Consider the following 22,351-nt stretch of genomic DNA (forward strand, 5'->3'; position numbering starts at 1 on the left):
AGCGTATTCGACTGGCGTTTCGAATGCGAGCATGCTTGGCCTACTGGACAGCGATAATGCAACCACGTCGTTTTGAAGACATTGCCCTCATGGCTCAGCCTTGTGCGAAACCGGATGTTGCCGCATGGCTGATGTGGGTCGAGATCGGCCTCTGTCGTTCTTAACTGGCCACAAGCGGACTTACTGGTCCCGGCCCCAAGGCTGCCGGTCAGCAATGCGCCTCATTTCGGTCGTTCAGGCCGCGCTGACGGTTTCCTGAAAGCTGCCTGTCCGTTCAGCCTATTGTCCGGCGAGGAGATCGGCACAATTCGGCATCCGCCATCGTAACCGCAATTCGTCATCTCTCACCGGGTTGACAATCGCTCCTCAGGCGCCATGCTGCAGTGCAACATGGCTAGCTACGAAACCAGCATCATCAAATCGTCGCGCATCGAATGCCTGGACGGGCTTCGCGCGCTTGCGGCGATCTGGGGGCTGGTCGGGCACTGCATGCTTTTGACCGGCTGGCAAATTCCGATCGTCAGCGAGCCGGATCTCGGCGTCGACCTGTTCATCATGCTGTCCGGCTTCCTGATGGTGTTCCACTATCAGCTGCGCCAGGAAAAGGAGCCTTGGCAAAGACCGGAAACCTGGCTGAAATTCTGGACGCGCCGCTATTTCAGGATTGCGCCGCTGTTCTATGTCATGCTTTTCCTGGCGCTGGCGCTTGGCCCCTATCTCTACGATTGCAGGATCATCATCGACGATTTCCTCTCCAGATCGCACCAGGCGCCGGAACGCTACCTCGACGGCAGCCTGAAAAACATCGTCGCTCATCTCACCTTCCTGTTTGGGCTGGTGCCGAGCCTCGCCTATCGCACGCCGCTGCCTGACTGGAGCCTGGGGCTGGAGATGCAGTTCTATGCCGTGTTCCCGGCCGTCATGCTGCTGGTGCGCAGGCTGGACTGGATCAGGAGCGCCCTTGTGGTCGCGGCGGCCGGCTGCGTCATCGTGTTTGCGATGCGGCTGTTGTCGATCCATTTTCCGATGCCGTCCTTTCTGCCGCTGAAGATGCAGATATTCCTGTGCGGGATGCTGCTGGCCGGAGTCGTGCATCAGAGCCAGCCGCGATCTATCCTGTACTTGGCACTGGCGCTGCTGCTGGCGGCGCTGCCCTTTGGCGGCGATCAGGGGCTGGGCAAGCTTCTGGTGCGCGAAGCGCTGGTGGCGGGCTTCTTTGCCCTGGTTCTCTACCGCATGCTGCCTGGAAGGGCGGGAACCCTGGCGCGAGCGATCGCCGTGACGCTCAGCAACCGGTTCTTCCACCTGATGGGCGAGCTTTCCTTTAGCATCTACCTGATCCATCTGCTGGTGCTGCAGCCCGTCGCGGCGTTCGTCATCAGTGAGTTCGGCCACGAATTGTCGGCGCCGCTGCGCTTCGCCATCGTCGTTGCCGTTGTGCTGCCGACGGTGACGTTGCTGTCCTGGATCACCTACACTCTGATCGAGGTCCCCGGCCAGAAGGCGGGCCGCTTCGTCGTCCAGCGCTTTGGCCGGAAAACTGCGCCGGTGCTCGAGAAGACCCCGGCGGAGTAGGGCGCCAAGTCAGCCAGTTCCCTCGATTGAATTCACCTACGACTGTGTCACGCCCTCTTGTGTGCGGCGAGATGAAGGCCGATGCCGCAGCAGGGACCGGATAATGTTGTCGTAGATGTAATTGGCGACAAGCGCGAGGCCACGAGAATGAGACAGGGCCAGATCAGCTTGTCGTCAACTGTCGCTTTGACGAATTTTTCCGAAGTTCAGCTTAAGACGGTGCGCCGACTCAGCCGGAACGGGCAGGCAAACCCTTCCCCTGCGCTGGCGCATGTCGCGGCGATTTCCTGCTGTGGTGGATAAGGCAACCGAACCGATGATCAAGATGAACATAGGGGCTGACTAGGCTAAGCGCTGGCGAGATCAAGCGGTACGCGGGGAGAAAAGGCGCTTGTCGCCCGCAACCTGTTCATGGGCAGTGGTTTTGGCGGTGATAATCATCTTGGCTGGTCTGATCGGGCACAAGGCCCACATCCTGCTGTAGTCTTCGGATCAATGGATTGCGCCAGCCCTCGATCGGGTGCATCTGCAAAGCAAAAGCCCGCCGCGTCTGGGCCGAGAGCGGCGGGCCGTCTTATTGCCGAGAGTTGAGCGCCCCTGCCACATGCAACTTTCGCGTTGGTGCACGAGTGCGGGCACATTCGACGAAAGCGATGCGCCTCGCGTCTGCCGTTTGGATCAGCTTCGCCATTGCCTCGCGCCCGCCGGTCGGCTGGCTGTCGAGGTGGCTGCCGATAAGCAGCGGCGGCAGGGTGGCATCCGTGCCCTCGCGGCGGATGAAAAGGTTTGCCATGGCGTCCTGGAAAACCGCGAAGCCGCGCGCGAGCGCCAATTCCGCCAACAGGCGCCGGGCGCCGCGATCCTCGATGCTGAACGCCTGTCGGTTTACGCCACCGGCTGGCGTCGCGCCGATCCGGGCGAAGGCATCGAGCCGGCCCAGCAGCCGCTCGCCGTCGATCTCATCTCCGACACTAAAGTCACCGCTTGAGGCCGCGGATGAAGGCCTTCACCCGTTGCGGATCGACCTGATTCCACCACACTCCATCATGTTTCAGCGAGCTGGCGACAATGACGCCGTCGACGATGTCCAAGATATCGTTGGCGTTGTCGGGTGTCACCCCGCTGCCGACAAGCGTCGGCAGTCCGGCGGCGTCCTTGATCATCCTGATGTAACTGAGGTCGGCGGCGTGGCCAGTGCGCTGGCCGGTGGCGATCACCGCGTCGGCATCGAAGAACACGAGGTCCTTGACCTGCTCCTCGATCGGCCGGTCGCCGACGATCGCATGGGCGCCATGCTTGACATGCGCGTCGGCGAAGATGCGGATGCCGTTGGCCCGAAGTTTAGCGCGGAAACGCATGGCGCGCGCCGCTTCGCCTTCGATAAGGCCCTCATTGGCGATATAGGCGTTGGCCCATTGGTTGACGCGCACGAAGGCTGCACCGGAGGCACTGGCGATCGACAGCGCGGGAATGGAGGCATTGGCAAGCACATTGATGCCGATCGGCCGGCCGAGTTCGCGGCGGATGCGGTCGGAGACGACGGACATATAGGCTGAAGTTCGACATGCCGGGGGCGGCATTCTCTCCCGATATGGTCAAAACCGTCGAGGAGGCCGCCAATACCCTACAGCTGCCGCACAAACAGATGATCTCGGGTGCATTCCATGACGCGCTGTTCCTCGCCCGGGTGGCGCCTGCCGTGATGATCTTTGTGCCGTGCCGTGACGGGCTGAGCCACAACGAGGCGGAATATGTGGAGCCTGCCTACGCGGTTACCGGCGCGCGGGTTCTGCTTCAAGCGGCCACCGTCGCCGCCTCTTAGGCAGCGACGGTGGCACAGGCGTGCTGGCGTGAAGAGGCAACCTGTGGAGGTGCCCGTCCGTCATTTCGTGACGTCGGCGGGCTGCAACGGGTGGTCAAGGCCGCCGAGCTGCGGCGGATTGATCGCGGACGTATGATCGGCCCACATTCAACACCTGCCCCAGCAGAAAAGCCCACCAGATCCCTGGGCCGTCATTGACGCCGTGGTTGATAAGGCGGTGACGATCTCGTCGGCTTGTCGACATAGCGATCTGCTGGGCCGCCTCGGCCACCGGCAGGGAATCCCCACGCCCGCCATGGACCTTGCCCGTGCCGATCGCGAGTAACTGGTCGAGGTGTGCCTTCCAGCCGTCCAGCGTCAGGTGTGGTGCGCCGTAGCCCCACATCGTTGCGGGTCCGTCGCGGGTCAGCCAATCTGGCAAGCTGTTACATCAGGGACGCGGTCGCCAGACGACTGCGAACGCCGTTCGGCTTCTGGTCGCCAACGTACTCGACTTTCGTGTCTACCAGACGATCGCTGTCGATCCCGGCTGCGGTCAAGATATCCTCGACCGCCTTCAGGCGCTGCTTGGCCAGTTCCTTGTTTGTCTTTGCAGCGTCGGCGCCGGTGAGTTCCATGGCCGCGAGAGCCGTCAGTTCGACATTGCAACGTGAGTCTCGGATGCTGGCGGCGAACTTCTCGAGGTCGGCCTTGACCCGCGGTGAAATCACATAGGACTGGCTATAGAAAAACAGGTCGACCTGCACAGGGCTGCGCTTCTCATATTGCCGGCAAGATATGCCTTGCTTTGGCAGCGTGTACAGTATCGCGCTCCGCGCCGTATTGGTGTCGGCGGCGCCGTCGTCAACCCAATGCGAAAGCACCAGCACCATTTCGGGCTTGACGCCTTGCGCCTTGAGAAAATCGCCGGTTGCATCGAGCCTGAGACCAGCGATGTCGTAGGCTTTGTTGTAGTTGCCTTCCTTGCTCGCCGTTGCGTAGAGCCGGTAGCCGCAATCATGCCCAGCATCCTTGACGAAAGCCGCCAGGGCCTTCGCGGATTCCTCGGATATCTTGCCTTCACCTTTTTTGAAGAGGACGCGATGTGCATTCCACTGCGTGCATTTAGACCCCACGTCGCGTTCCTGGGCGGCCGCGCCGAAAGACATTGCGCATCCGGTAATGACAATAAATGCCAGAACAAGGCCGAGTGATTTCTTCATTGTCTTGGCGCCTCCACGCGGACTTAATCTACTACCGCACTTAAAAGTCGACAAGGCGCGACGCGTCCCGACAACCCGCGCCCCTCAGTCCCACACCAGCAACAGCTTGCGCCAGAAAGCATTGGACGGCATCGGCTTCGAGCCGAATGGCAGCCGGATTGCCAGATAGATCGTCAGCCACTTGCGATCGACCTCCCGGGTCGAAACTTTCAGGTCATGCAGTTCGAACGGTCTCGAGACGCGCGTCCATCCCGAGAATGACAGCGCGCCGACAGGTGCATCGTGTTTCCACACGAGTTTTTCTTCCTGCCTGCCGAGCGCCATGGCGAACTCGAATGGGGATGCTTCATCGTGGGCGATCTCCACTGTCGCGATGACACTTCTGGCAAAGGCCGGGAAGGCCGAATTGAGGGCGGCAACAACCGGACCGTGCGTATTCGGCCGCAGGAATATACCGCCATTGTCGCCGGCGATGAGCAGCGTCGGCAGCTCGGAGGGATAATCCGTCACAAGCGCCGCACGCTTCAGGTCATCATTGGTCATTCGGCGGGTGCGTTGGCGCTGTTGGGGTGCGTTGAGGCGCGGGCGCCTGGCATCGTTCGAAACGACATGGCGGATATGGACGCTTGAAAAGCCGCCGAGGACGCGCGCCTCCGGGCGGCTGCCGCCGCATTTGACTGCCAACAACAAATCGCGTCGGCCGGTAGCCGGCGAACTGACCATCGCCCCTATCTCACGCGCTTCGTGCCGTCGGCTGACATCAGCCCAACCGCTCCCGCTGCCATCCTCAAGCAGCCGGGCGAAATTGCTGAAGGTCTGGTTTTCTGCGTCTACGATCGCGAGCTGAAACTGCGCAGAGCCCGTCAGTTCCTCGTCGAGGTAAACCCAACACGTCGCGCCTACGGTGCCCGGCGGGCAGACTCCCTTCAGCAAAGCCATGGTGACATTGCTGCCCCTGGCTTCGAGGAACAACTGGTCTGGAGACAGTTCGACATAGCTCAGCAGGTCCGGATCGGCATCCGGATACGAACCGACATGAGCTAGGCGCATGGGCTCGGCGGAAAGATACTGCTCGCTGTACAGCGAGGAATTCAACTCGGGCACCGTCTCTCCGGTCGCCGCGTTGAGTATTTCAACCACACCCACAGCAAAGTCGCTTCGTCCTGCACGGGCGAGAAGCGAAATTGCGGTATCCGCCCTGCCTTCGCGTGCCGCGATCTCGGCCAGCAACTGCATGGCGTCCGCGGTATTGGCGGGACCTGTACTCAACCTGAGATACCGCTCGTCGTTAACCCGCAGCTCCAGATTCCAGAGGTTGAGCTCCTTCTCATGATTATCGGTGTTCGAGCTGATGGCGAGTTGCACGAACATTTCTGTTTTCGCGAATCGATGCTTTCGAAAGACAGCGATGATCGGCTTGCGATTCCTCAGCCACTCGGCATTTCGGTTCATGCCCGTCGGTGCCGACCGGTACCAATAGAGCGGCTCCGGGACGGGGACGATCTCCAGGCCTGCCAGATCCGCGCGAAGGAAAAACTCCCAGTCGCTTGCGGAAAACCCCCGCTCTTCGTTGAGGTAACCTATCTTGTCGAACACCTCACGCCGGAACATCGCATTGGCATCGCCATACGGATTGTTGAGCATGGCGATGTCCGTCGGCCCGCCGACCGGGAAGTAGAGCACATAGCCGCTCCTGGTGTCCGGCGGCACGAAGGGCTCGTTGAGCCACTTGGCGAAGGTCGTGCAGATATCGGCGCCGGAATTTTGCATGCCGGCGACGAACGTACTGACGGCGTTTGGGAACAGCACGTTGTCGTCGTCCAGGAACAGGATCAGCGAACCCCTGGCGGCGCGGATACCGGTGTTGCGCGCCTTGCCGAGGAAGCCGTTCTTCTGCTGGATGATCCGCCATCCTCGCTGCTCGAACTCCGGTTCGAGTTCCGCCAACAGGTTGATTGCATCGGGATCGGTGCTGCCGTCATCGACGACAATCAATTCGATGTTGGGATAGTCCTGGCGTCGAACCGAGGCAATCGCCTGCGGCAACAGGTGCACCCGGTTGTAGTGCGCAGTGATGATCGAAACGAGCGGCCGTTGGCTCCGCCTGCGACTGGAGACCTTGCCGGGTTCGCGGGAGAATTTCGCGTGCAGCCCGCTCCAGGCTTTCTCGAGCGCTTCCCGCTTTTGCAGGGGCTTTGCCGGACGAAACGATCGGCTTTCCAGCACAGACGCTATTTTGGCCGCGATGGCGGAGGCCGACGCATCCATCAGGACGGCATCGGCCGACTTCGGATGGAGCACGTCACGAATGCTGCCGACATCTGTCGCAATGAACGGGATCTCTTCGTTAAGGCACGTCATCACTTCCAGCGGCAGCTGAGCCGCTGAGTGCGTCATCGCCACCAGAGCATGACTCTGCCGCAGGTATCTATAGATGTCAGGCTCATCTCGAATGGGCAGGAGCTTCAATTTGAACGGCCATTGCCGCGCACGCCGAACGATCATGCCACCCGAATGCTCGCCCAGGACATGACCAAACGCGCCGACTACCGTCACTGTCAGATCGGTGACGCCGCTGTCGGCCAGACGATCGAGCGCATCGCAGAACAGCGTCAGCCCATCGCGCGCCTCTGTGCCTGAAAAATGAATCACTTCGGCGGTTGGCCGATCCCGCGGCCTGTAGTGATCGACAGCGAAGTTGGAACGCCACTCCTCCGGCTCGAGGGGCGCAGCAATGTGATGGCTGGTGGGCAACTTCCATCCCGCCTTGGCCATCCAGTCGAGCAGCGACTGGCCAGCGATGACAAGATGGTCGCACGTCTCGGCCGACCTCTTTTCCATGTGCGCGACGGTCATCTGCTCCTTGCGTTCGACCGCCCGTGAATTGGCTTCCAGCTTCCACACAAGGGGCTCATGTGCGAGCACGATGATCGTAGGAGGATCGGGAAAGACACCTGTGCGCTTCGCAAGGGTGGAGAAATGCGCCAGTCCGCCTTCAAGCGCAAAATAGACGACGTCGAATGCATTCTGCTTGAGGTAGTGGTAGGCGGCCAATGAGTTCTTGTCGCAGGACTCCGTGCCGCGCAGCAACTCGGGCGAGGGCGGCAACAATTCGAGCCGCACCAGGAAATTGTCGAAGCACCATTTGCCCAGCCTGACTATTTCCTGATCATCGGGCTGGCTGCCGAGCGGGCTCGGCGCCCAAAGCAGCGTCACGGTATCGCCGGTTCCGGCCAGATGCTGCGCCAGCGCGTAGGTTACCGACCCGTGATCGCCAGTCGCCGTCGAGCCGAACTCAACCTCCGAAACGACACACACATTGCGAGGGTTATGGCTTGCCTGTCGCTTGCCCGTGGGCATGGCGCCTGCCTTGGAACCAATGCTCAATGACCCCCCCTTGTCAGGCCGCTTCGTTCGAAACAGTCTTGCCAACAGTTGGATAACACTTTGATAATCGTTTCGCGGGACTCTCAGCAGCGTACCTGCCTTTCGCGTAAACTGGTTGATGACCTCGGATGGTTGAACTTCGATCCCCAAAACATCTCGCGCGACTGGACGACCGGCGCATTGACGTGACCGATGGCGAGATCTTGTGCTTTGTCGGACTGCGCAACGAAGCCCAATTGCTGCGGCAACTTCTCGACCACTACCGCGGCCTGGGCGTCGATCGGTTCTTCTTCCTGGACAATGGCTCCACGGATGGGACCCGCGAATTGATCCTGGAGCAGCCGGACAGCCACTGCTTCCACACGGAAGGATCGCATTTCGCTGAAAACATCGATCCGCCGCGATGGATCAACACGCTCATGAATGTGTTCGGCACCGGCCATTGGTGCCTTTCGATCGACGCCGACGAACTTCTCGTCTATCCCGATTTTGAGCGGGCAAATCTCCAGCAGCTTTGCAGCTACCTCGATTCGACCGGCGTCGACGCTGTCATAGGCTCCATGATCGACATGTACGCCGATGGCCCGTTGGCCGAATACAGCTATGATGGCAAGATCCCGCTTGTTGAAGCTTCACCCTACTTCGACCCGGAGCCGGGATGGCTGCGTCCGCGCGACGGTATGTACCCACCCGAGCAGATGTTCGGTGGCGTGAGGGAACGGGTCTTCTGGCACGGCCGGTTCAAGCAAACTTTTCCCCCGTGCCTGACAAAGGTGCCGATCGTGAAATGGGGGCGCGGCACGCGTTATCACGTCGCACAGCACACGATCAGCAAGGTCCGATTCAGCGAACTGCGCGTCGCATTGCTGCACTTCAAATTCGTCTGGGGATTCCGCCAGAAATCAGCGTCGTCTCTGAGTGAAAATGCGCAGCTCAAGGAAAAGACGCTTGAGGAGCGCGCTGCCTACATGGAGGCCTTGGAGCGCAATCCGAAACTCGCGCTTCGGAACCAAAGCTCCGTCTGCTATCGGGGTGACGGCGCGCAACTCGTCGAACTCGGCTGGATGACGACCTCGGAGCCCTTCGCCGGTTTCGTTTCGACCCTGGCCATGCAACACCAGCGCAGCGACTACGCCACCTGATGTGCTCGAACTACTGAGGGAAAATCCGGCTGATGCTTATCCGCCGTAGCGGCCGCCACCTTCACCGTGGCCTTTGCCCTCTTCACCGCCCGCAAACTGGCCCAAACTGTTGAGAGCAAGCGCCTTGCAGGCTGTCGGAGCGTTCGGGTACCGGTGCAGATAATCCTCAAGTGCCTCGATGGTGCCGGTTTTAAGGGCCTGCTCGCAGGCAAGCTCGGCTTCCTTGACGCCAACTTCGGTCTTCGCCTGCGCCGCGTCAGAAAAAGCGACGCTCAACCCCAGCAGACTAAGTCCACCCAACAGTAGAGAATGAATCCTACGCATAACGCACCCCACCTACTCAACCCACTGAAACATTAGCGTCTGTTAACGTTTTGTCAACCATTCTTGGAAGGTTCCACCAACGTGGTTAACGCGCACGACCGATGAACGGGCCTGGCTTGCGCTCGGATCTCCCTTGCCTGGTTGGATCGACGTTTAGTCGCTGAACAGTGTCAGCGTGCGGAAGAACGCATTCGTGGGAAAACCGTTGGACGTTGCGGTGAAACGAACGGCGAGAACGATTGAAAGCAGCATCTTCCTTCGTGTGCGAAGCGTTGCCACCAAGTGATGACGCACAAATCTGTCTTCGATGCTCATCCAGCCTGAGAAGGCGATCGTTTGCTTGCCGATGTCCTGTTGCCAATCTATGGGCTGGTCGGGTCGAGCAAGGGCGAGAGCAAAATCCATCGCCGGCGCATCGGCATGAGCGATTTCGACGGATGCTTCAACCTTCCGGAAGAAGGCTGGAAAATGATGATCAAGCGATGCAGCGACCGGGCCGTCCGCATGCGGACGCAAGAACACCCCGCCGTCGTCCGGTGCGACAAGCAGCAGCGGGAGAGCCGAGACGCGGGGTGTAAGCAACCGCGCACTCCGCAGCATGTCGTAGTCGAGAATGATAGAACCGCCGCCGACATCAGGACGGTCGGCGGCATTGTGGTCTGTGGCGGGGCGCCCAAGCAAAGTGGCAGCCGTATCGGGGCGGCCGATCGACCCAGCAATGCTGGCAAGCTTCTCTATGGCCGCATCGCTGTTCGGCTCGATGCCGCAAAGCTCCAGATATTTCCGATTGCCGGGGGTATATTTCAGGTTTTCACGGGCACTTTCAATTTCAGACCGGTGCGCGTTCTGGGCAATGGCCAAATGATGCAGCAGGCGGGCGCCATCGGGCAGGCTCGACCTGAACGCCTCCAGGATGGGAAGCCGGTTGTCGTACCAGTTCGACGTCCGAAACATGCCATCCGGTTTCGAGCGATACCAGTATAGCGGCTTTGGAATCGTCCTGATCTTGAGACCGGCGAGAGAGGCTCGGGCAAAGAATTCCCAGTCGTGCATGGCGTAGCCCGGCTTTTCGATCAAGAACCCGATCCGCGAGAAGACAGACCGGCGCATAATCGCATTCGCGTCACCGTAGACGTTATGGATCAGGCCGAGCGCGTCGGGACCACCCAGAGGCAGGTACTGGATCAGCCCGTCGGCGCGATGTTCGGGCACGAAATCCTCGTAGAAGATCAGTTGGAACGCAGTGCAGATGTCGGCATCCGATGTAGCCATCGCACGCACGAAATGATCGACGGCCTCCGCAAACAGCGCGTTGTCGTCGTCGACGAACAGGATCAGCTCGCCATGCGAAGCGCGGATGCCGGCATTTCGCGCCGCACCGAGGTGCTTGTGCGGTCGGCGCAGAATCTTCCACCCGCGCTGACGGAAGGTAGGTTCCAGCGTATCCAGCAATCGCCTGACTTCATCCAGGTCGCTTCCGTCGTCGACCAGAACCAGTTCCAGGTGATCATAGGTTTGCGCTTCGATCGCAGCGATTGCCTGTTTCAGATAGAGCGGCCGGTTGCGATGGGCCATGACAATAGAGACCAAGGGTGACGACCCGGCACTTTTGTCGACGCGCCAGCGCCTAGTTGGCGTCGGCAAGTTGCGCGTATCCAGCCAGGACTGCCGACATTGGCTCAGGCTGTCGACAGGCAGTGGGCGAGGCGGGTCATCGAGCGCCGCCGAAATGGCCTGCGCCAACGTGGCGGCATCAGGATCGACCAGCCGCGGCTGCCTCGCCTGCGCACACCAGCGCTCGGCGTTCGCGTCCACATTGGTCGCAACGAAAGGCAATCCCGCCTCGATGCATGCGGCAACGGTGCCGCCCGTCGATGCGGCGCGGGCGGGGATGACGGCAATCGCGCCGGCCCGCGCGACGTAGTCGAGCTTTGCGGCGGGGCTTGCGTGCGCCAACAGGTTGACCTTGAACGGCCACCGCTCGGCGCGTCTCAGCAGCAGTCCACCGCTGTGCTCGCCCATGATCTTTCCAAATGGACCGAATGCGGTGACCGTCAGCCCTTTTGGCGCCATTGGCGCTATGATGTCGAGCGCGTCGCAAAGCAGCGTCAGGCCATCGCGGAAGCGCCATCCGGCCAAGACGGCAAGTTCTCCGCCCGTCGACGATCGCGCACCGGCTGGAGCGAGACGATCCTGCAACGGCAACATCGGCGTCACGATCGCCTTCTTCACCTTCCAACCCTTCGACAACATCCAGTGTCGCAAGGCTGCGGACACACAGATCGTCCGGTTCGCCATCTCGGCGCAGTATTTCTCCATAAAGGCGACGGCAATCACCTCGGTGCTGTCGAAGAACGCCTTGTCGGCTTCATGTTCCCATTCTTCCGGAGCGTGAGCGACGACCACGATCGGCGGCGCGGCAAAAGCCGCAGTCTCGACAGCCAGCAGCGTGTAGTAAAGCAGCCCGCCCTCAAGGGGCGCGTAGACCAAATCGTGGCCGGACCGTTCGAGATAATGCAGCACAGCGGCGGACCGGCTCTCGGGTGTCGTCAGCGAAGGAAGCAGCTGATCGGACTTGTCGAGAATCACCAGCCGCACCGATGCCGCCTCCAGCTCGCGGTGGCGCGCGGCCTCCTCCGTTGGAGCATCCCTGCCTGGAACCCATAGCAGGGTGACGTCGTCCCCCTCTTCGGCAAAAAGCCTGGCCAACTCGACCATGGCGCCATCTTCGCCGCCATGGTCGATTGCATTCGTCACGACGCAGACCCGGCGAGGCTTGCCTTCCTTTGACCTCCTCTGCTCCTTGCCACCAACGGCCATCCGACTTCCTCTGATCCAAATCCGCCGATTGCGCTACGCAGCACAGTCATCTGCAATGATGCCTGCGACAGGTTTACTTTTCAGTGATCATGCTTCTGCGTCATTGGTAAACCAAATCGTCAATCAAGTTCTAAAACGACTGCATAATCGATCGACTGATTCAAATTTAGCGACACAGAATATTCAATTTTTACGCCTCCCAGCTAGTCATTGACGGAATAGCAGGAGGCGCAAATGAAAACGACAATGAAGTTTCTCGGTGCGCTCGGTTTGATCGGCGCACTGGTCTCGGCAAGCTCCGCAGGAGAATTGCTGCGTCCGCGCATCAGCCTTGGTACGGCCAACGTCAAGACCATCAGTGGCGATCGCGGCGGCTATGTGATCGACTATGCCATTCGTGCGCTAAAAATGCGTCGCAGTGGCACTTTTGTGCGGTTCAACGGTTCGTGCGACTCGGCCTGCACGCTTTATCTGTCGATGCCCAAGAGCAAGGTGTGCATTACGCAGAGCGCGTCGTTCGGCTTTCACCTGCCGTATGGCGTTTCTGCGCGCGGCAATCAGGTGGCCGCGAATTTCATGATGAAAAACTACCCTGGCTGGGTTCGCGGCTGGATCGCCAAGCGTGGGGGGCTAAAGAGCTCCATCGCGACCATGACATACGCGGATGCGAGCCGCTTTCTGCCGACGTGTCCTTCCCAACAGCAGGGCATGACCGTCGCGAGCCTGAGCCCAACGCGTCTGCGCGGCGGCTGATTGCCTGCGCAGTACTGAAACGTCATGACGGCGGGTGGTCGACGGCGCCCGCCGTTCGTCAATTCATATGGCGGGTGCCCAGTTGATGGAACAGCTCACCTGGGAACAACGCCTCGCCGATTATCGCGTGGATTAACCAGTTCTCAAGAGGCGTGGTTAACGCAAGCTCCATTTCATTGACTCTTTTTTAGCGCAAGCCGATTCTGCGGGTGGGGGTTTGAAGGCTGTCGGCCATTATTTGGGGCCGAAGCGCAAACTGGCGGCGGGTAGTTTGTATGAGCATCGGCGGCAGTAGGGGGTCGGCGAGCCGACCTGAGAGCGGCCTTACGCAGTCGAAGGCGGGGACCGCTTCGGCGAAGAATGTGCGCTTCCGGCGCAGGAGCCTGCGGGTCATCTGCACGGGCCTGTTGTCGTGGCTGCTTTTGGGTGTCTACCGCGGCGCAATCATTGATCCGCAAACCACGGTTTCAGGCCTTGTGGCGGCCGTCCCCAAGGGATTGGCATCGAGCTACTATGACCTGATTGTCGTTACGTCCCTGACTGTGACGACTTTGGTCCTGCTGTTCCTGGCAAAGGCGAGCCGTCTCGGCTCAGCAATCGTCGTCTTGCTCTTCTATGTTGCTATCGTGGTCTCTCTGGGCTGGGGATTTGCCAACATCAATCTCGTCAAAATGCTGGGCGAACCGTTCACGTTCCAGTGGCTGGTCTATGGCGACTTCCTGCAGAATGCCGATGCCAGGAACGCGATGGGCGACGCGCTCAACATCAAGGACTTCGCTACCCTTTCCGGGTCCGTCATCCTGGTGCTCATTCTTGGCTATGCCGCGGCCAGTTTGTGCCAGCGGCTGAGCGCCGCTGGCTACGGGGCCTTCCTGGGCGTGCTCGTTGTGTGTGTCGGCGCTGCCATCGCCGGTAGTGGACACCACGTACGTGCGGAAGCGCTGCCGGCGGCCGAGATCGACAATCCGATCCTGTATTTTGTTAAATCGGCCCTGCTCAATCCAACGCCGGTCGTGCTGACGATGAATGCCAGCACCAATGACCCGGATGTCGCCAGCGTCGGCGAGCGACCGCCGGAAACGTCGACCTTCAAGGCGCCGACGCCGAACCCGATCAAGAACGTGCTGATTTTCATGATGGAGTCGGTGCCATCCAAATACATCGAGACGTTTGGCGGCAAGTATCCGGTCACGCCGAATATGAAGAGGTATGCAAAGGACTCGATACGATTCGACAACATATATGCGCACGCACCGTCCACGCATTACTCGATATTTTCTCTGCTCACCTCGATGTACAACGACATTTCATATTACGGCATGACGGCAAGGTACCCCTATCTGCCGCTGGACTCGATCTCCAACACCTTGTCCAAGAACAATTTCCGCACAGGGTTTTTCTGGAGCGCGGATTCCCGATTCCAACGGGTCGATGAGTTTTTCCTCAACAAGGGACTGGATGTGATCCAGGACTACCGGGGGCAGAAATGCGGCACCCCGACCTTCAAGCTCAGCTCCGAGCAGTGGAAAAACATGGACTACAACAGTGACCTTTGCACGGCGCAGTCGATCATCGACTGGATGAACAAGGACGAGGCAAAACCTTTCTTCGGCATCATGTTCACGGCGATGACCCATTATCCCTACATCACCGACAGCCCGATGTTTTCGAAGATGGCGCCTTCCTCCGATGGCAACACGCTGGTCCACTACTCGGACGACCAGAAATTCAATGCCTATCTCAACGCCCTGAAGGTCGGCGATACGGCCCTTGGCGAGATCCTTGAATCGCTCAAGCAGTCTGGCAAGCTCGATTCGACGCTGGTGGTCATATTGGGCGATCACGGCGAAGCGTTCGGGGAGCATGGCGACTACATTCATGCCAGCGCCATCTACGAGGAAAACATCCACATCCCGCTCATCATGATCAACAAGCATCTCTTTCATGATGAAGTTGCTCACCCGGTCGGCGGCATCGTCGATATCGCCCCGACGATCTTCGACATACTCGGACTTGCGCTGCCCAAGCAGTGGCAGGGGCGCACTTTGTTCAGCGAGCAACGGCCAAACAAGACCTTCTTCTTCAATCCCTGGGCCGGTTTCCTGTTCGGCTATCGCGAAAACGATCGAAAGGTCATCTTCAACGCGACCACCGGCAAGGTGGAGGAATACGACCTCAAGGCCGATTCCGATGAGCGAACCAACCTCTTCACTGATACCGGGGATCGAAACGCGCTGCTGCAGCCCATCGCCGGATGGGTGCAATCGCAGAGAGAGCGCGTGGCCGACCTGGTGGCCGCCGCGGCGAAAGAGACAGGACGTTGCGCCATCACCAGTCTGGAGGTCGACGCTGCCGGCATTAATCTCCGGGGCGCGCCTCGGTTCGATGTCGTGGTCGACGGAAAGACCACAGCCGAGATCGACGTCCCGGGCAAGGAAAGCGTCGCATCGACGCCGGAAGCCGCCATGGCGGAGCTGATGCAGGCGTCAACCCTGGCCAAGCCGTTCCACATCGATCTCAGCAGCGTGCCTAACCCGAAGACGATCGAGCTTCGCTACACCAACGACCTGTGGGGCGGAGACGGCAAGGCAGGTGATCGCAATCTGTTCATCAAGAGCGTCAAGGTGAACGGTCAGTTGGTGCCAAACACCAGACTGCGTGTCGACGAGCAATCGCACGGCTACACCGACGACAACGGGACCGCCATGTACAGCAACGGCTCGCTATGGGTTAGCGGCCCGTTCGTCGAGGGATGTGTATAGCGTGCCGCGTGGCAGACCGTCGTCCTCGATTTGCAGCCCGTGCGCGCCGCGGCAGACACTGACCGTCCTACCGGTTGACATCTTCGAGGGGTACTCACTAGCATGCGAAACACTGACGGTTGCAGCGTGGAGCCACTTGTCAGCGCAGGACGGACCGGGCCCGTTCTTGCGGTATGCTCGGCTGGTCGACGCCCGCTTGGGAAGCGAACATTGAATGCGACCGCTCAGCATGACGAACAGGACCGGATTGCCATTTGAGTCAGCGAGCCGGGCGAGGCGACATCGACTTGCCATCTCGTTTGCGCCCGTCCTGGCCATTTGGTGCCAGATGGCGCTTTGCGGAGCCGCGCACGCAGCTGGTCCCAAAGACAGCGGCCCTGCAGATGCCGTTGCCGTTCCCACGGCTTTCCAACTTCAGCTTGTTTATGCTGACCGCACGTGGATATGGGATAACGGAGCGGCCTATTTCGGACAGAAGGATCGACCGGTCCGGGCCTGGACCTCCGAGCAAGACACGGCTTCTGTCGGCGAAGGCAGATGGCATCTGAGCAACGATGGCAAGATGTGCATGGATCTCGTCTGGCGGTCCAAGACCTACGCCGCAGCGCCGATCCGCACGTGTTTCAGCCACCGCTTCCGGAGTGGGACCCTCGAACAGCGCAAGGATCCGGACGGTGTCTGGTACAGTTTCCGGCACTCTCCGGGAGACCCTTCCGACGAGCAACGAAAGTTCGAGGAAGGCGATACAAAGGGCGCGCAGTTCGACAAGATCCGTACCTCGATCGATTCCAAAAGTTGAGGCTCGCCGAGAAGCTCACCCACCTCAATGAGCCCACGTCCCCGACAACGACAAACAGGGACGACTACAAGCTTTGCGAGCTGGTGATGTCCTCCGATGCATTTGGTATTCCTGGCGAAGTTGACCGGCGGCGCCTCGCTGTCGGCATCGGAATTGTGAACGCGGTGGCCTCCAGCCCGAAGAACGGGGCGGCTGTCCTGACGATGGTATCGATGTCGGAAAGTTCCGGCACGAAGCCCAGGTGTTCGCGCGCTTTGATCGGGTCCGCATAGAGCTCCGCCGGGTCTCCCGGGCGCCCGGGCCGGAAGACAACCGGAACCGATTTGGACGTCATCCGGGTGACCGCCTGGAGAATCTCCTTGATCGAAACCCCGCGCCCGGTGCCGAGATTGACCGACAGGTTTTCGCCACCCGCCTCCAGATGCATGAGAGCCCTCAGATGCGCGCGGGCCAGATCGCTGACATGGATGTAATCGCGCACGCAGGTGCCATCCGACGTGTCGTAGTCTGTGCCGAAAACCTCGATCTCGTCGATTGTGCCTGATGCGGCCATGAGCACGCGCGGGATCAGGTGCGTTTCAGGCGAGTGCCACTCACCGAGCTCGCCGTCGGGATCGGCGCCGCAGGCGTTGAAATAACGCAGGATCGCATATTTCATTCCGTAGGCGCTGGCATAGTCGCTGATGATCTGCTCGCCCATCAGCTTGGTTCGCCCATAGGGGCTGATTGGATTTTGCGCCAAGGTCTCTCGAATGGGCAGTGTTTCGGGAACGCCGTATGTCGCGCAGCTGCTTGAAAAGATAATGTTTTCGATAGAACTCGAGCGTGCCGCGTCAAGCACCGCGATGGTACCCGACACATTGGTCGAATAATACTCTGCGGGCTCGTGAACAGACTCGCCCACATAGGCCAGCGCAGCAAAGTGGATGATCGCTTGCGGCTGGTAGGTGCTGATCGCCTGCTGTAGCGCCTCCCGGTCCCGGATATCGCCGACAACAAGCGGCCCCCAGGCAACGGATCTCTCGTTGCCACGGCTCAGATTGTCAAAAACGACGGGCAGGTAGCCGGCAGCTGACAACAGCTTGCAGGTGTGGCTGCCGATGTAACCGGCCCCACCCGTCACCAGGATTGCCGGGCGGCTCATTACATCGCAGCTTCTTTGACGCGCCGGTTCGGGTAGAGAAGGGCGTCAAAATACGCCGTGGTATGCGCGAGCCCCTGGCTCAGGCTGATCTTTGGCTCCCAGCCAAGATTTTCCCGGGCAAATGAGATGTCCGGCCGACGCTGCTTGGGATCGTCGACTGGCAGCGGCCGATGCACGATCTTCGAACGTGAGTTGGTGTATTCGAGCACCTGTGTCGCCAGTTCCAGAATGGTGAATTCGGCAGGGTTGCCGAGATTGACCGGGTGCTGCGGTGCGCTCGGTGCGTTCATCAACTGGATAAAACCTTCGATGAGGTCGTCCGCGTAGCAGAATGAACGGGTCTGCCGGCCGCTGCCGTAGACGGTCAGGTCGTCACCGTGCAATGCCTGGACGATGAAGTTCGAGACGACGCGGCCATCGTCTGGTTGCATGCGGCGGCCATAGGTGTTGAAGATCCGTGCGACGCGGACATCGAGGCTATACGTTCTCGAATAGTCGAAGAACAGCGTCTCGGCCGAACGCTTGCCCTCATCATAGCAGGATCGCGGACCGTGCGGGTTGACGTTGCCGAAGTAGCCTTCCGGCTGCGGATGTACCAGGGGGTCGCCGTAGACTTCGGACGTCGAAGCCTGAAATATCTTCGCATTGTTCCGCCGCGCGAGTTCGAGCAGGTTCAGCGAACCAAGCACGCTTGTCTTGAACGTATGGATCGGATTCGCCTGGTAATGCGGCGGGGACGCCGGACAGGCGAGATTGTAGATTTCATCGACCTGGAGATCCACGGGCAGAGGGTCGACAATGTCGTGCTCGATGCACGTAAATCGCGGATCGCGCACGAGGGGATTGAGATTGTATCTTTTGCCGGTGTGGAAATTGTCCAGCGCGAGAACGTCGTATCCATCCCGCAAAAGACGCTCGCACAGATGCGAACCCAGAAATCCTGCCCCACCGGCAACCAGCGCGCGACCCTGATTGGAATTCGCGCCCCTTCGGCTGTTCCCGGCCCCGAGTTTCAGAACATTGACAGTTCTACCCATACTCCACCCCTTCGCCCTTACGCTCTGCGCACACTACTGCCGGCCATAGCATTGCCGGGCGACGTTCCTGAGAACGTCACAAACCTTCCGCTCCCGCGGAATCGTCCACTCCTGATGTCTGTCGATTGCTTTTTGAGTTGCTGGGCGGTGCTACTCGGCTATTAGCTGCCGTTCAGCATCCGATACGCCCCGAAACCGCGGTCACGCGCCTGATGCCACCATCGCCCATTGCTCGCCCAAATTGCACATCCCAACGTTTCGAAAATATACCTGTGCAAAACATAGTCAACTAAATTAGCGAATCGTTAACCGTGTTCATTCGGGAGTGGTTAATCGCGGGGCGGCAGCGCAGCCACATAAATCTGAGGATTGGGCTATAAACTTGAAAGTACCACAGTAATATAAAGACCATTTTTCTGATCTTTCGAGGGGCGATCGCCGGAAAGTTGATAATCAAGACACTCTCACCTCTGCAAAAAATAGGCAGATGTAAGACTAATACTTACGTTAGCAAACTTTATACTACGATAGGTGTAGCATTTGAAAATATCGAAAATATTCGTAGATGCGACCTTGTCAATAAAATCTTACAAGCCAATGCGGTTGGTTCCCGAAGCGTGCCGAAATCCCCGCCAGTTCAGCCCTCAACTGCCCGACGAGATCTTGCGCGACGAGCGGGGGTGATCGCGACCGATAGCCCCGGACGCCTACCTCTTTCACCGTCGGCCCGGGATTGACGCACACAACCGCTCTCCGCAGTCGTAGCCTTCGTTGGCAGATGCAGCATACCCCAATAACCCGGTCCATTCTGAAGCGATCCGCGTATGGTTTGCGGATGTCGGAAGCAGAGATCCAGTCGAAGCCGCGCGAAAACGGTCGTCGTCCCTTCTGTCGAACGGCTGTCTCAGGATGACTGTGGCCGGCAGCGAGCGTGGAGATGCCAGGATATGTGCTCTGCCGAGCTTACCGCGGCTGATCCCTATTGATCGCGGCAGCTTGCGGCCCCAAAAGCTGCCTGGCGGGAATGCGCCTCATATCGGCCGATAGGGCGTTCCTATCCGTGCCGATAAGCGGACGTCGATAAACAACCCGCCATGAACGGCTTTCGTCATCAGGGGTCGCCCGAGGCGTTTGTAGCGTTCGGATCGGGCGGGCGGGTTGATATGAGACCCGGCGTCTTGGCGATTTAGAATGGAATCGGCCGCTATGAGCGCCGCAACCGTCTCCCTGTCCTGTTGCCGGCGCTCGCGGGAGTGTAACCCTGTGCCGGGTGTCCTTGCCCGGCGCAGGGTAGGTTTCCACGCCCGCTCAACTGCTTGACGCCGGATTGTTTCAGAGGCCGGCTGGAAACGTGCCGTGCCCACTTTCGATCGTTGCCAATTGACCACTAAGGACTGCACCATTCTTAAGGTCGTGCAGGAGCGCCACCACGCCCGCAGTGACACATTCTCGGATTTACTTGACCGGAAGATTACGAGCGCGATTGTGATGTTTTCGGGAAGACATCCCCGAACGTGGTGACCCTCAGCACCCGCGTCGCCTCTCGGGTAAATGACGGCCCTGCTGAAACCCGTATCGTGGCACATGACGAGATGCGCGGTCTTGTTGGCATGCTTTTCTCGAAGCGCCGCGACAGCAAATACCGCAGCGGCCGGTCGACCGCCTGGCTGAAGATCAAGAGCTATATGGTTGAAGAATACGATTTGCTCGGCGTCGAGCGTGAAGCTGGCAGGCCGGCTTTCGCTCTGATGGCTGAGCGCCGCACCGGCGTTATGTCGGAAGCGCATTCGTCACCTTGAACCGGGAAATGCGCGAGAGGCTATGGAAACGCGTCCAGGAGCACTCAGGCGGCGCCCAAGGGCATCATGAAGCGGCCGGCGACGCAATGGGTAAAGCCGGGCCTCATTGGACGCGTGAAGCACCTGCGCGGCGAGGATGGCCTGCGTCATGCCTCACTGCAGGATTTCCGCGAGGAAGATTGAACGCTATATCGGAGCCATGCCAGCAGCAGATCGCCCTACCGTCCGCTTCGCCTATCAACGCGGCTTTCAGGTCCTCGACGGAAGCGCGATCCTCCAGACGTTCGAGAAACAGGACGAGGCGTTCAAGTTCGTGCTCGGCCGAGGTGCTCGCGTTTGGCTGGCATGGTCGCGGACCATCATAGGAGGGCAGACGGCGCCCTTCGATTTCGCCGCAGCGTTCCAGCAGGAAAAGGTCGGCCGCATCATGAAGACGATGCACGGCCCAGCCGCAGGCACTTGGTTCTGGACCTGCCATGACGGCGGCGCGCACGGAACAGTCGAAACGAAAGATGAGGCTGTTGTTGGAGTCGAGCGGCATTCACGCGGCGCATCGCCGGGGCGCAGATCTACGCTAACCGGCCAGCGCGATCCAAAGCCAAAGCCTAGGCCGCTGGTGAGGCCTAGGAACAGCTTGCCGGCCCCAGCATGGTCCCAATTTGGGACGAATATGTTTGGCACCCATATTGCATCCACATCTTTCGCCGGCTGATCCCCGGTCCTGATCGCGTACTCTGATCAGGTGTAGGCTCGCCGGGCTCGAGGTAGTTGGGGTCTTCGCCCGGCGAGTTGTCTAGCAATGTTCAGTCATGTGATGCCATACTCCGAAATGGCGCAGGCACTCCGCAGGTTGTGCATCGCCCGACCAAGGTCCGATCGGTATAGGACTTCAGTCGCGAAGAGGGCCGATACGCTGTACGATTCCGAATAGTTGTTACATTTCACACTGTTACAACGAGCCTCGCGGTCGTTAGTCGCCCATTGCAATGAGCATTTATCTAAAGTTCATTCATTCGAATTAGGAAACACTTATAAGCCGCTCTATAACGAATCGGCGAGGTGGCTATTCGCCGAGGAGGTACCATGACGTCCCGAAAAACGCTGTTGGCAGCGCTTGCCGCGCTTGCGCTAGTGACCGCTCCTGCTTTCGCTGGCGCGGGTGGAAACGGTGGTGGTCACGGCAATGGCGGTGGTCACGGTAATGGCGGTGGTCAGGGCAACGGTGGCGGCAAGTCCGGCAACAGCGCTTCGCACGGCAAGTCGGCATCGGCTCACGCCGGAAAGAAGGCCTCGGGCGAAGACCAGGTCGCCGTCGACGACATTGAGGTCGCCGCGACGCCTAAGGACAAGAACATTCACGCCAAGCTTGGCCGGCTGAACTCGCTGCAGCGCAACATCAACGCCTATATGAACTCCAAGAGCAAAAAATTCGCCGGCATTCAGGCTTATGTGACAGGGTCGGCGGCCGCCAAGGGCGCCCAAGCCGCGGTAGATGCCGCCCAAGCCGAAGTCGACGCGTTGAACGCCAAATTGAACGACCCGAATACTCCGGCCGACCAAGTCCCGACCCAGGAGCAGATCGATGCAGCGCAGGCGGCGCTCGATGCCGCCAATATAGCGGCTACCGATGCTGCTGCCGCCGTCCCATCGCTGGATGACGCGCTCGCCGATATGGCCAACAAGCCGGTAGACGCCGAGGTCACCGAATGGGCCAACGGCGTGCTTGCCGAGAAGATCGACGAGATGGCTGCCAAACAGGCTCCTGAGCCAACACCGTAAGCCGAA

General features: G+C 59.8%; 15 protein-coding genes and 3 pseudogenes. 8 read left to right on the forward strand and 10 right to left on the reverse strand.

The window, feature by feature from the left end:
• Nucleotides 1-390: 390 nt before the first annotated feature.
• Nucleotides 391-1,575 (forward strand): acyltransferase family protein, encoded by a 1,185-nt coding sequence (locus NKK52_RS08130; protein WP_031204457.1) that lies wholly within the window; start codon nucleotides 391-393, stop codon nucleotides 1,573-1,575.
• 697 nt (nucleotides 1,576-2,272) lie between these two features.
• Here the strand turns inward: NKK52_RS08130 and NKK52_RS08135 are convergent.
• Nucleotides 2,273-2,533, reverse strand: a pseudogene (locus tag NKK52_RS08135) (Zn-dependent hydrolase); the annotation flags it as partial.
• Nucleotides 2,534-2,552: 19 nt separating this feature from the next.
• Nucleotides 2,553-3,134 (reverse strand): annotated as a pseudogene (locus tag NKK52_RS08140) (BtpA/SgcQ family protein); the annotation flags it as partial.
• On the opposite strand from NKK52_RS08140, the pseudogene NKK52_RS08145 reads away from it, so the two are divergent.
• A pseudogene (locus NKK52_RS08145) lies at nucleotides 3,134-3,397 on the forward strand (M20/M25/M40 family metallo-hydrolase); the annotation flags it as partial. The pseudogenes NKK52_RS08140 and NKK52_RS08145 sit on opposite strands and share 1 nt — an antisense overlap.
• 94 nt (nucleotides 3,398-3,491) lie before the next feature.
• Here NKK52_RS08145 and NKK52_RS08150 read toward each other — a convergent pair.
• The 3 genes from NKK52_RS08150 to NKK52_RS08160 all read right to left on the reverse strand — a co-directional run bounded on the left by NKK52_RS08150 (nucleotide 3,492) and on the right by NKK52_RS08160 (nucleotide 7,986).
• A complete protein-coding gene (locus tag NKK52_RS08150; RefSeq protein WP_023670626.1) occupies nucleotides 3,492-3,782 on the reverse strand; it encodes a hypothetical protein in 291 nt (96 codons plus the stop codon).
• A gap of 40 nt (nucleotides 3,783-3,822) precedes the next feature.
• Nucleotides 3,823-4,599 carry an OmpA family protein gene (locus NKK52_RS08155; RefSeq protein ID WP_084567736.1) on the reverse strand — a complete coding sequence of 259 codons (777 nt, stop codon included), beginning with the start codon at nucleotides 4,597-4,599 and terminating at the stop codon, nucleotides 3,823-3,825.
• 84 nt (nucleotides 4,600-4,683) lie between these two features.
• Nucleotides 4,684-7,986, reverse strand: a complete 3,303-nt coding sequence (locus tag NKK52_RS08160) for a DUF6212 domain-containing protein (protein WP_023685756.1) — start codon at nucleotides 7,984-7,986, stop codon at nucleotides 4,684-4,686.
• A gap of 128 nt (nucleotides 7,987-8,114) precedes the next feature.
• Between NKK52_RS08160 and NKK52_RS08165 the strand changes: the two genes are divergently transcribed.
• Nucleotides 8,115-9,128, forward strand: coding sequence for a glycosyltransferase family 2 protein (locus NKK52_RS08165; protein ID WP_023685755.1), 1,014 nt, complete (start codon nucleotides 8,115-8,117; stop codon nucleotides 9,126-9,128).
• A 36-nt stretch (nucleotides 9,129-9,164) separates the two neighbouring features.
• Here NKK52_RS08165 and NKK52_RS08170 read toward each other — a convergent pair whose 3' ends face one another.
• The gene (locus NKK52_RS08170) at nucleotides 9,165-9,428 is read right to left on the reverse strand and encodes a hypothetical protein (protein ID WP_156936434.1); all 264 of its coding nucleotides are present in this window, start codon (nucleotides 9,426-9,428) and stop codon (nucleotides 9,165-9,167) included.
• 177 nt (nucleotides 9,429-9,605) lie between these two features.
• Nucleotides 9,606-12,170: a DUF6212 domain-containing protein gene (locus NKK52_RS08175; RefSeq protein WP_198029278.1), complete on the reverse strand. Its 2,565-nt coding sequence runs from the start codon at nucleotides 12,168-12,170 to the stop codon at nucleotides 9,606-9,608.
• A gap of 336 nt (nucleotides 12,171-12,506) precedes the next feature.
• Here NKK52_RS08175 and NKK52_RS08180 point away from each other — a divergent pair, with 336 nt between their 5' ends.
• The 3 genes from NKK52_RS08180 to NKK52_RS08190 all read left to right on the forward strand — a co-directional run bounded on the left by NKK52_RS08180 (nucleotide 12,507) and on the right by NKK52_RS08190 (nucleotide 16,586).
• Complete coding sequence (locus tag NKK52_RS08180) at nucleotides 12,507-13,025, forward strand: hypothetical protein (protein ID WP_023746383.1); 519 nt, start codon at nucleotides 12,507-12,509, stop codon at nucleotides 13,023-13,025.
• A gap of 407 nt (nucleotides 13,026-13,432) precedes the next feature.
• Nucleotides 13,433-15,787: a sulfatase-like hydrolase/transferase gene (locus tag NKK52_RS08185; RefSeq protein ID WP_352628660.1), complete on the forward strand. Its 2,355-nt coding sequence runs from the start codon at nucleotides 13,433-13,435 to the stop codon at nucleotides 15,785-15,787.
• A 229-nt stretch (nucleotides 15,788-16,016) separates the two neighbouring features.
• The gene (locus tag NKK52_RS08190) at nucleotides 16,017-16,586 is read left to right on the forward strand and encodes a DUF995 domain-containing protein (protein ID WP_245260687.1); all 570 of its coding nucleotides are present in this window, start codon (nucleotides 16,017-16,019) and stop codon (nucleotides 16,584-16,586) included.
• A 64-nt stretch (nucleotides 16,587-16,650) separates the two neighbouring features.
• Here NKK52_RS08190 and galE read toward each other — a convergent pair whose 3' ends face one another.
• Together galE and NKK52_RS08200 are read right to left on the reverse strand one after the other, a co-directional pair.
• A complete protein-coding gene (gene galE / locus NKK52_RS08195; protein WP_023670637.1) occupies nucleotides 16,651-17,730 on the reverse strand; it encodes a UDP-glucose 4-epimerase GalE in 1,080 nt (359 codons plus the stop codon).
• Complete coding sequence (locus NKK52_RS08200; RefSeq protein WP_023670638.1) at nucleotides 17,730-18,767, reverse strand: UDP-glucuronic acid decarboxylase family protein; 1,038 nt, start codon at nucleotides 18,765-18,767, stop codon at nucleotides 17,730-17,732. The genes galE and NKK52_RS08200 overlap by 1 nt, the downstream gene beginning before the upstream one ends.
• 1,577 nt (nucleotides 18,768-20,344) lie before the next feature.
• On the opposite strand from NKK52_RS08200, the gene NKK52_RS08205 reads away from it, so the two are divergent.
• Complete coding sequence (locus NKK52_RS08205; protein WP_023670639.1) at nucleotides 20,345-20,566, forward strand: ATP-dependent DNA ligase; 222 nt, start codon at nucleotides 20,345-20,347, stop codon at nucleotides 20,564-20,566.
• A gap of 103 nt (nucleotides 20,567-20,669) precedes the next feature.
• Here NKK52_RS08205 and NKK52_RS08210 read toward each other — a convergent pair whose 3' ends face one another.
• Nucleotides 20,670-21,107, reverse strand: coding sequence for a hypothetical protein (locus NKK52_RS08210; RefSeq protein ID WP_023822760.1), 438 nt, complete (start codon nucleotides 21,105-21,107; stop codon nucleotides 20,670-20,672).
• A 542-nt stretch (nucleotides 21,108-21,649) separates the two neighbouring features.
• Between NKK52_RS08210 and NKK52_RS08215 the strand changes: the two genes are divergently transcribed.
• A complete protein-coding gene (locus NKK52_RS08215; RefSeq protein WP_352628664.1) occupies nucleotides 21,650-22,345 on the forward strand; it encodes a hypothetical protein in 696 nt (231 codons plus the stop codon).
• The last annotated feature ends 6 nt before the right edge of the window (nucleotides 22,346-22,351 follow it).

The sequence above is a fragment of the Mesorhizobium sp. C277A genome (genome assembly GCF_040324395.1).
In the GTDB taxonomy this organism is placed as follows: domain Bacteria; phylum Pseudomonadota; class Alphaproteobacteria; order Rhizobiales; family Rhizobiaceae; genus Mesorhizobium.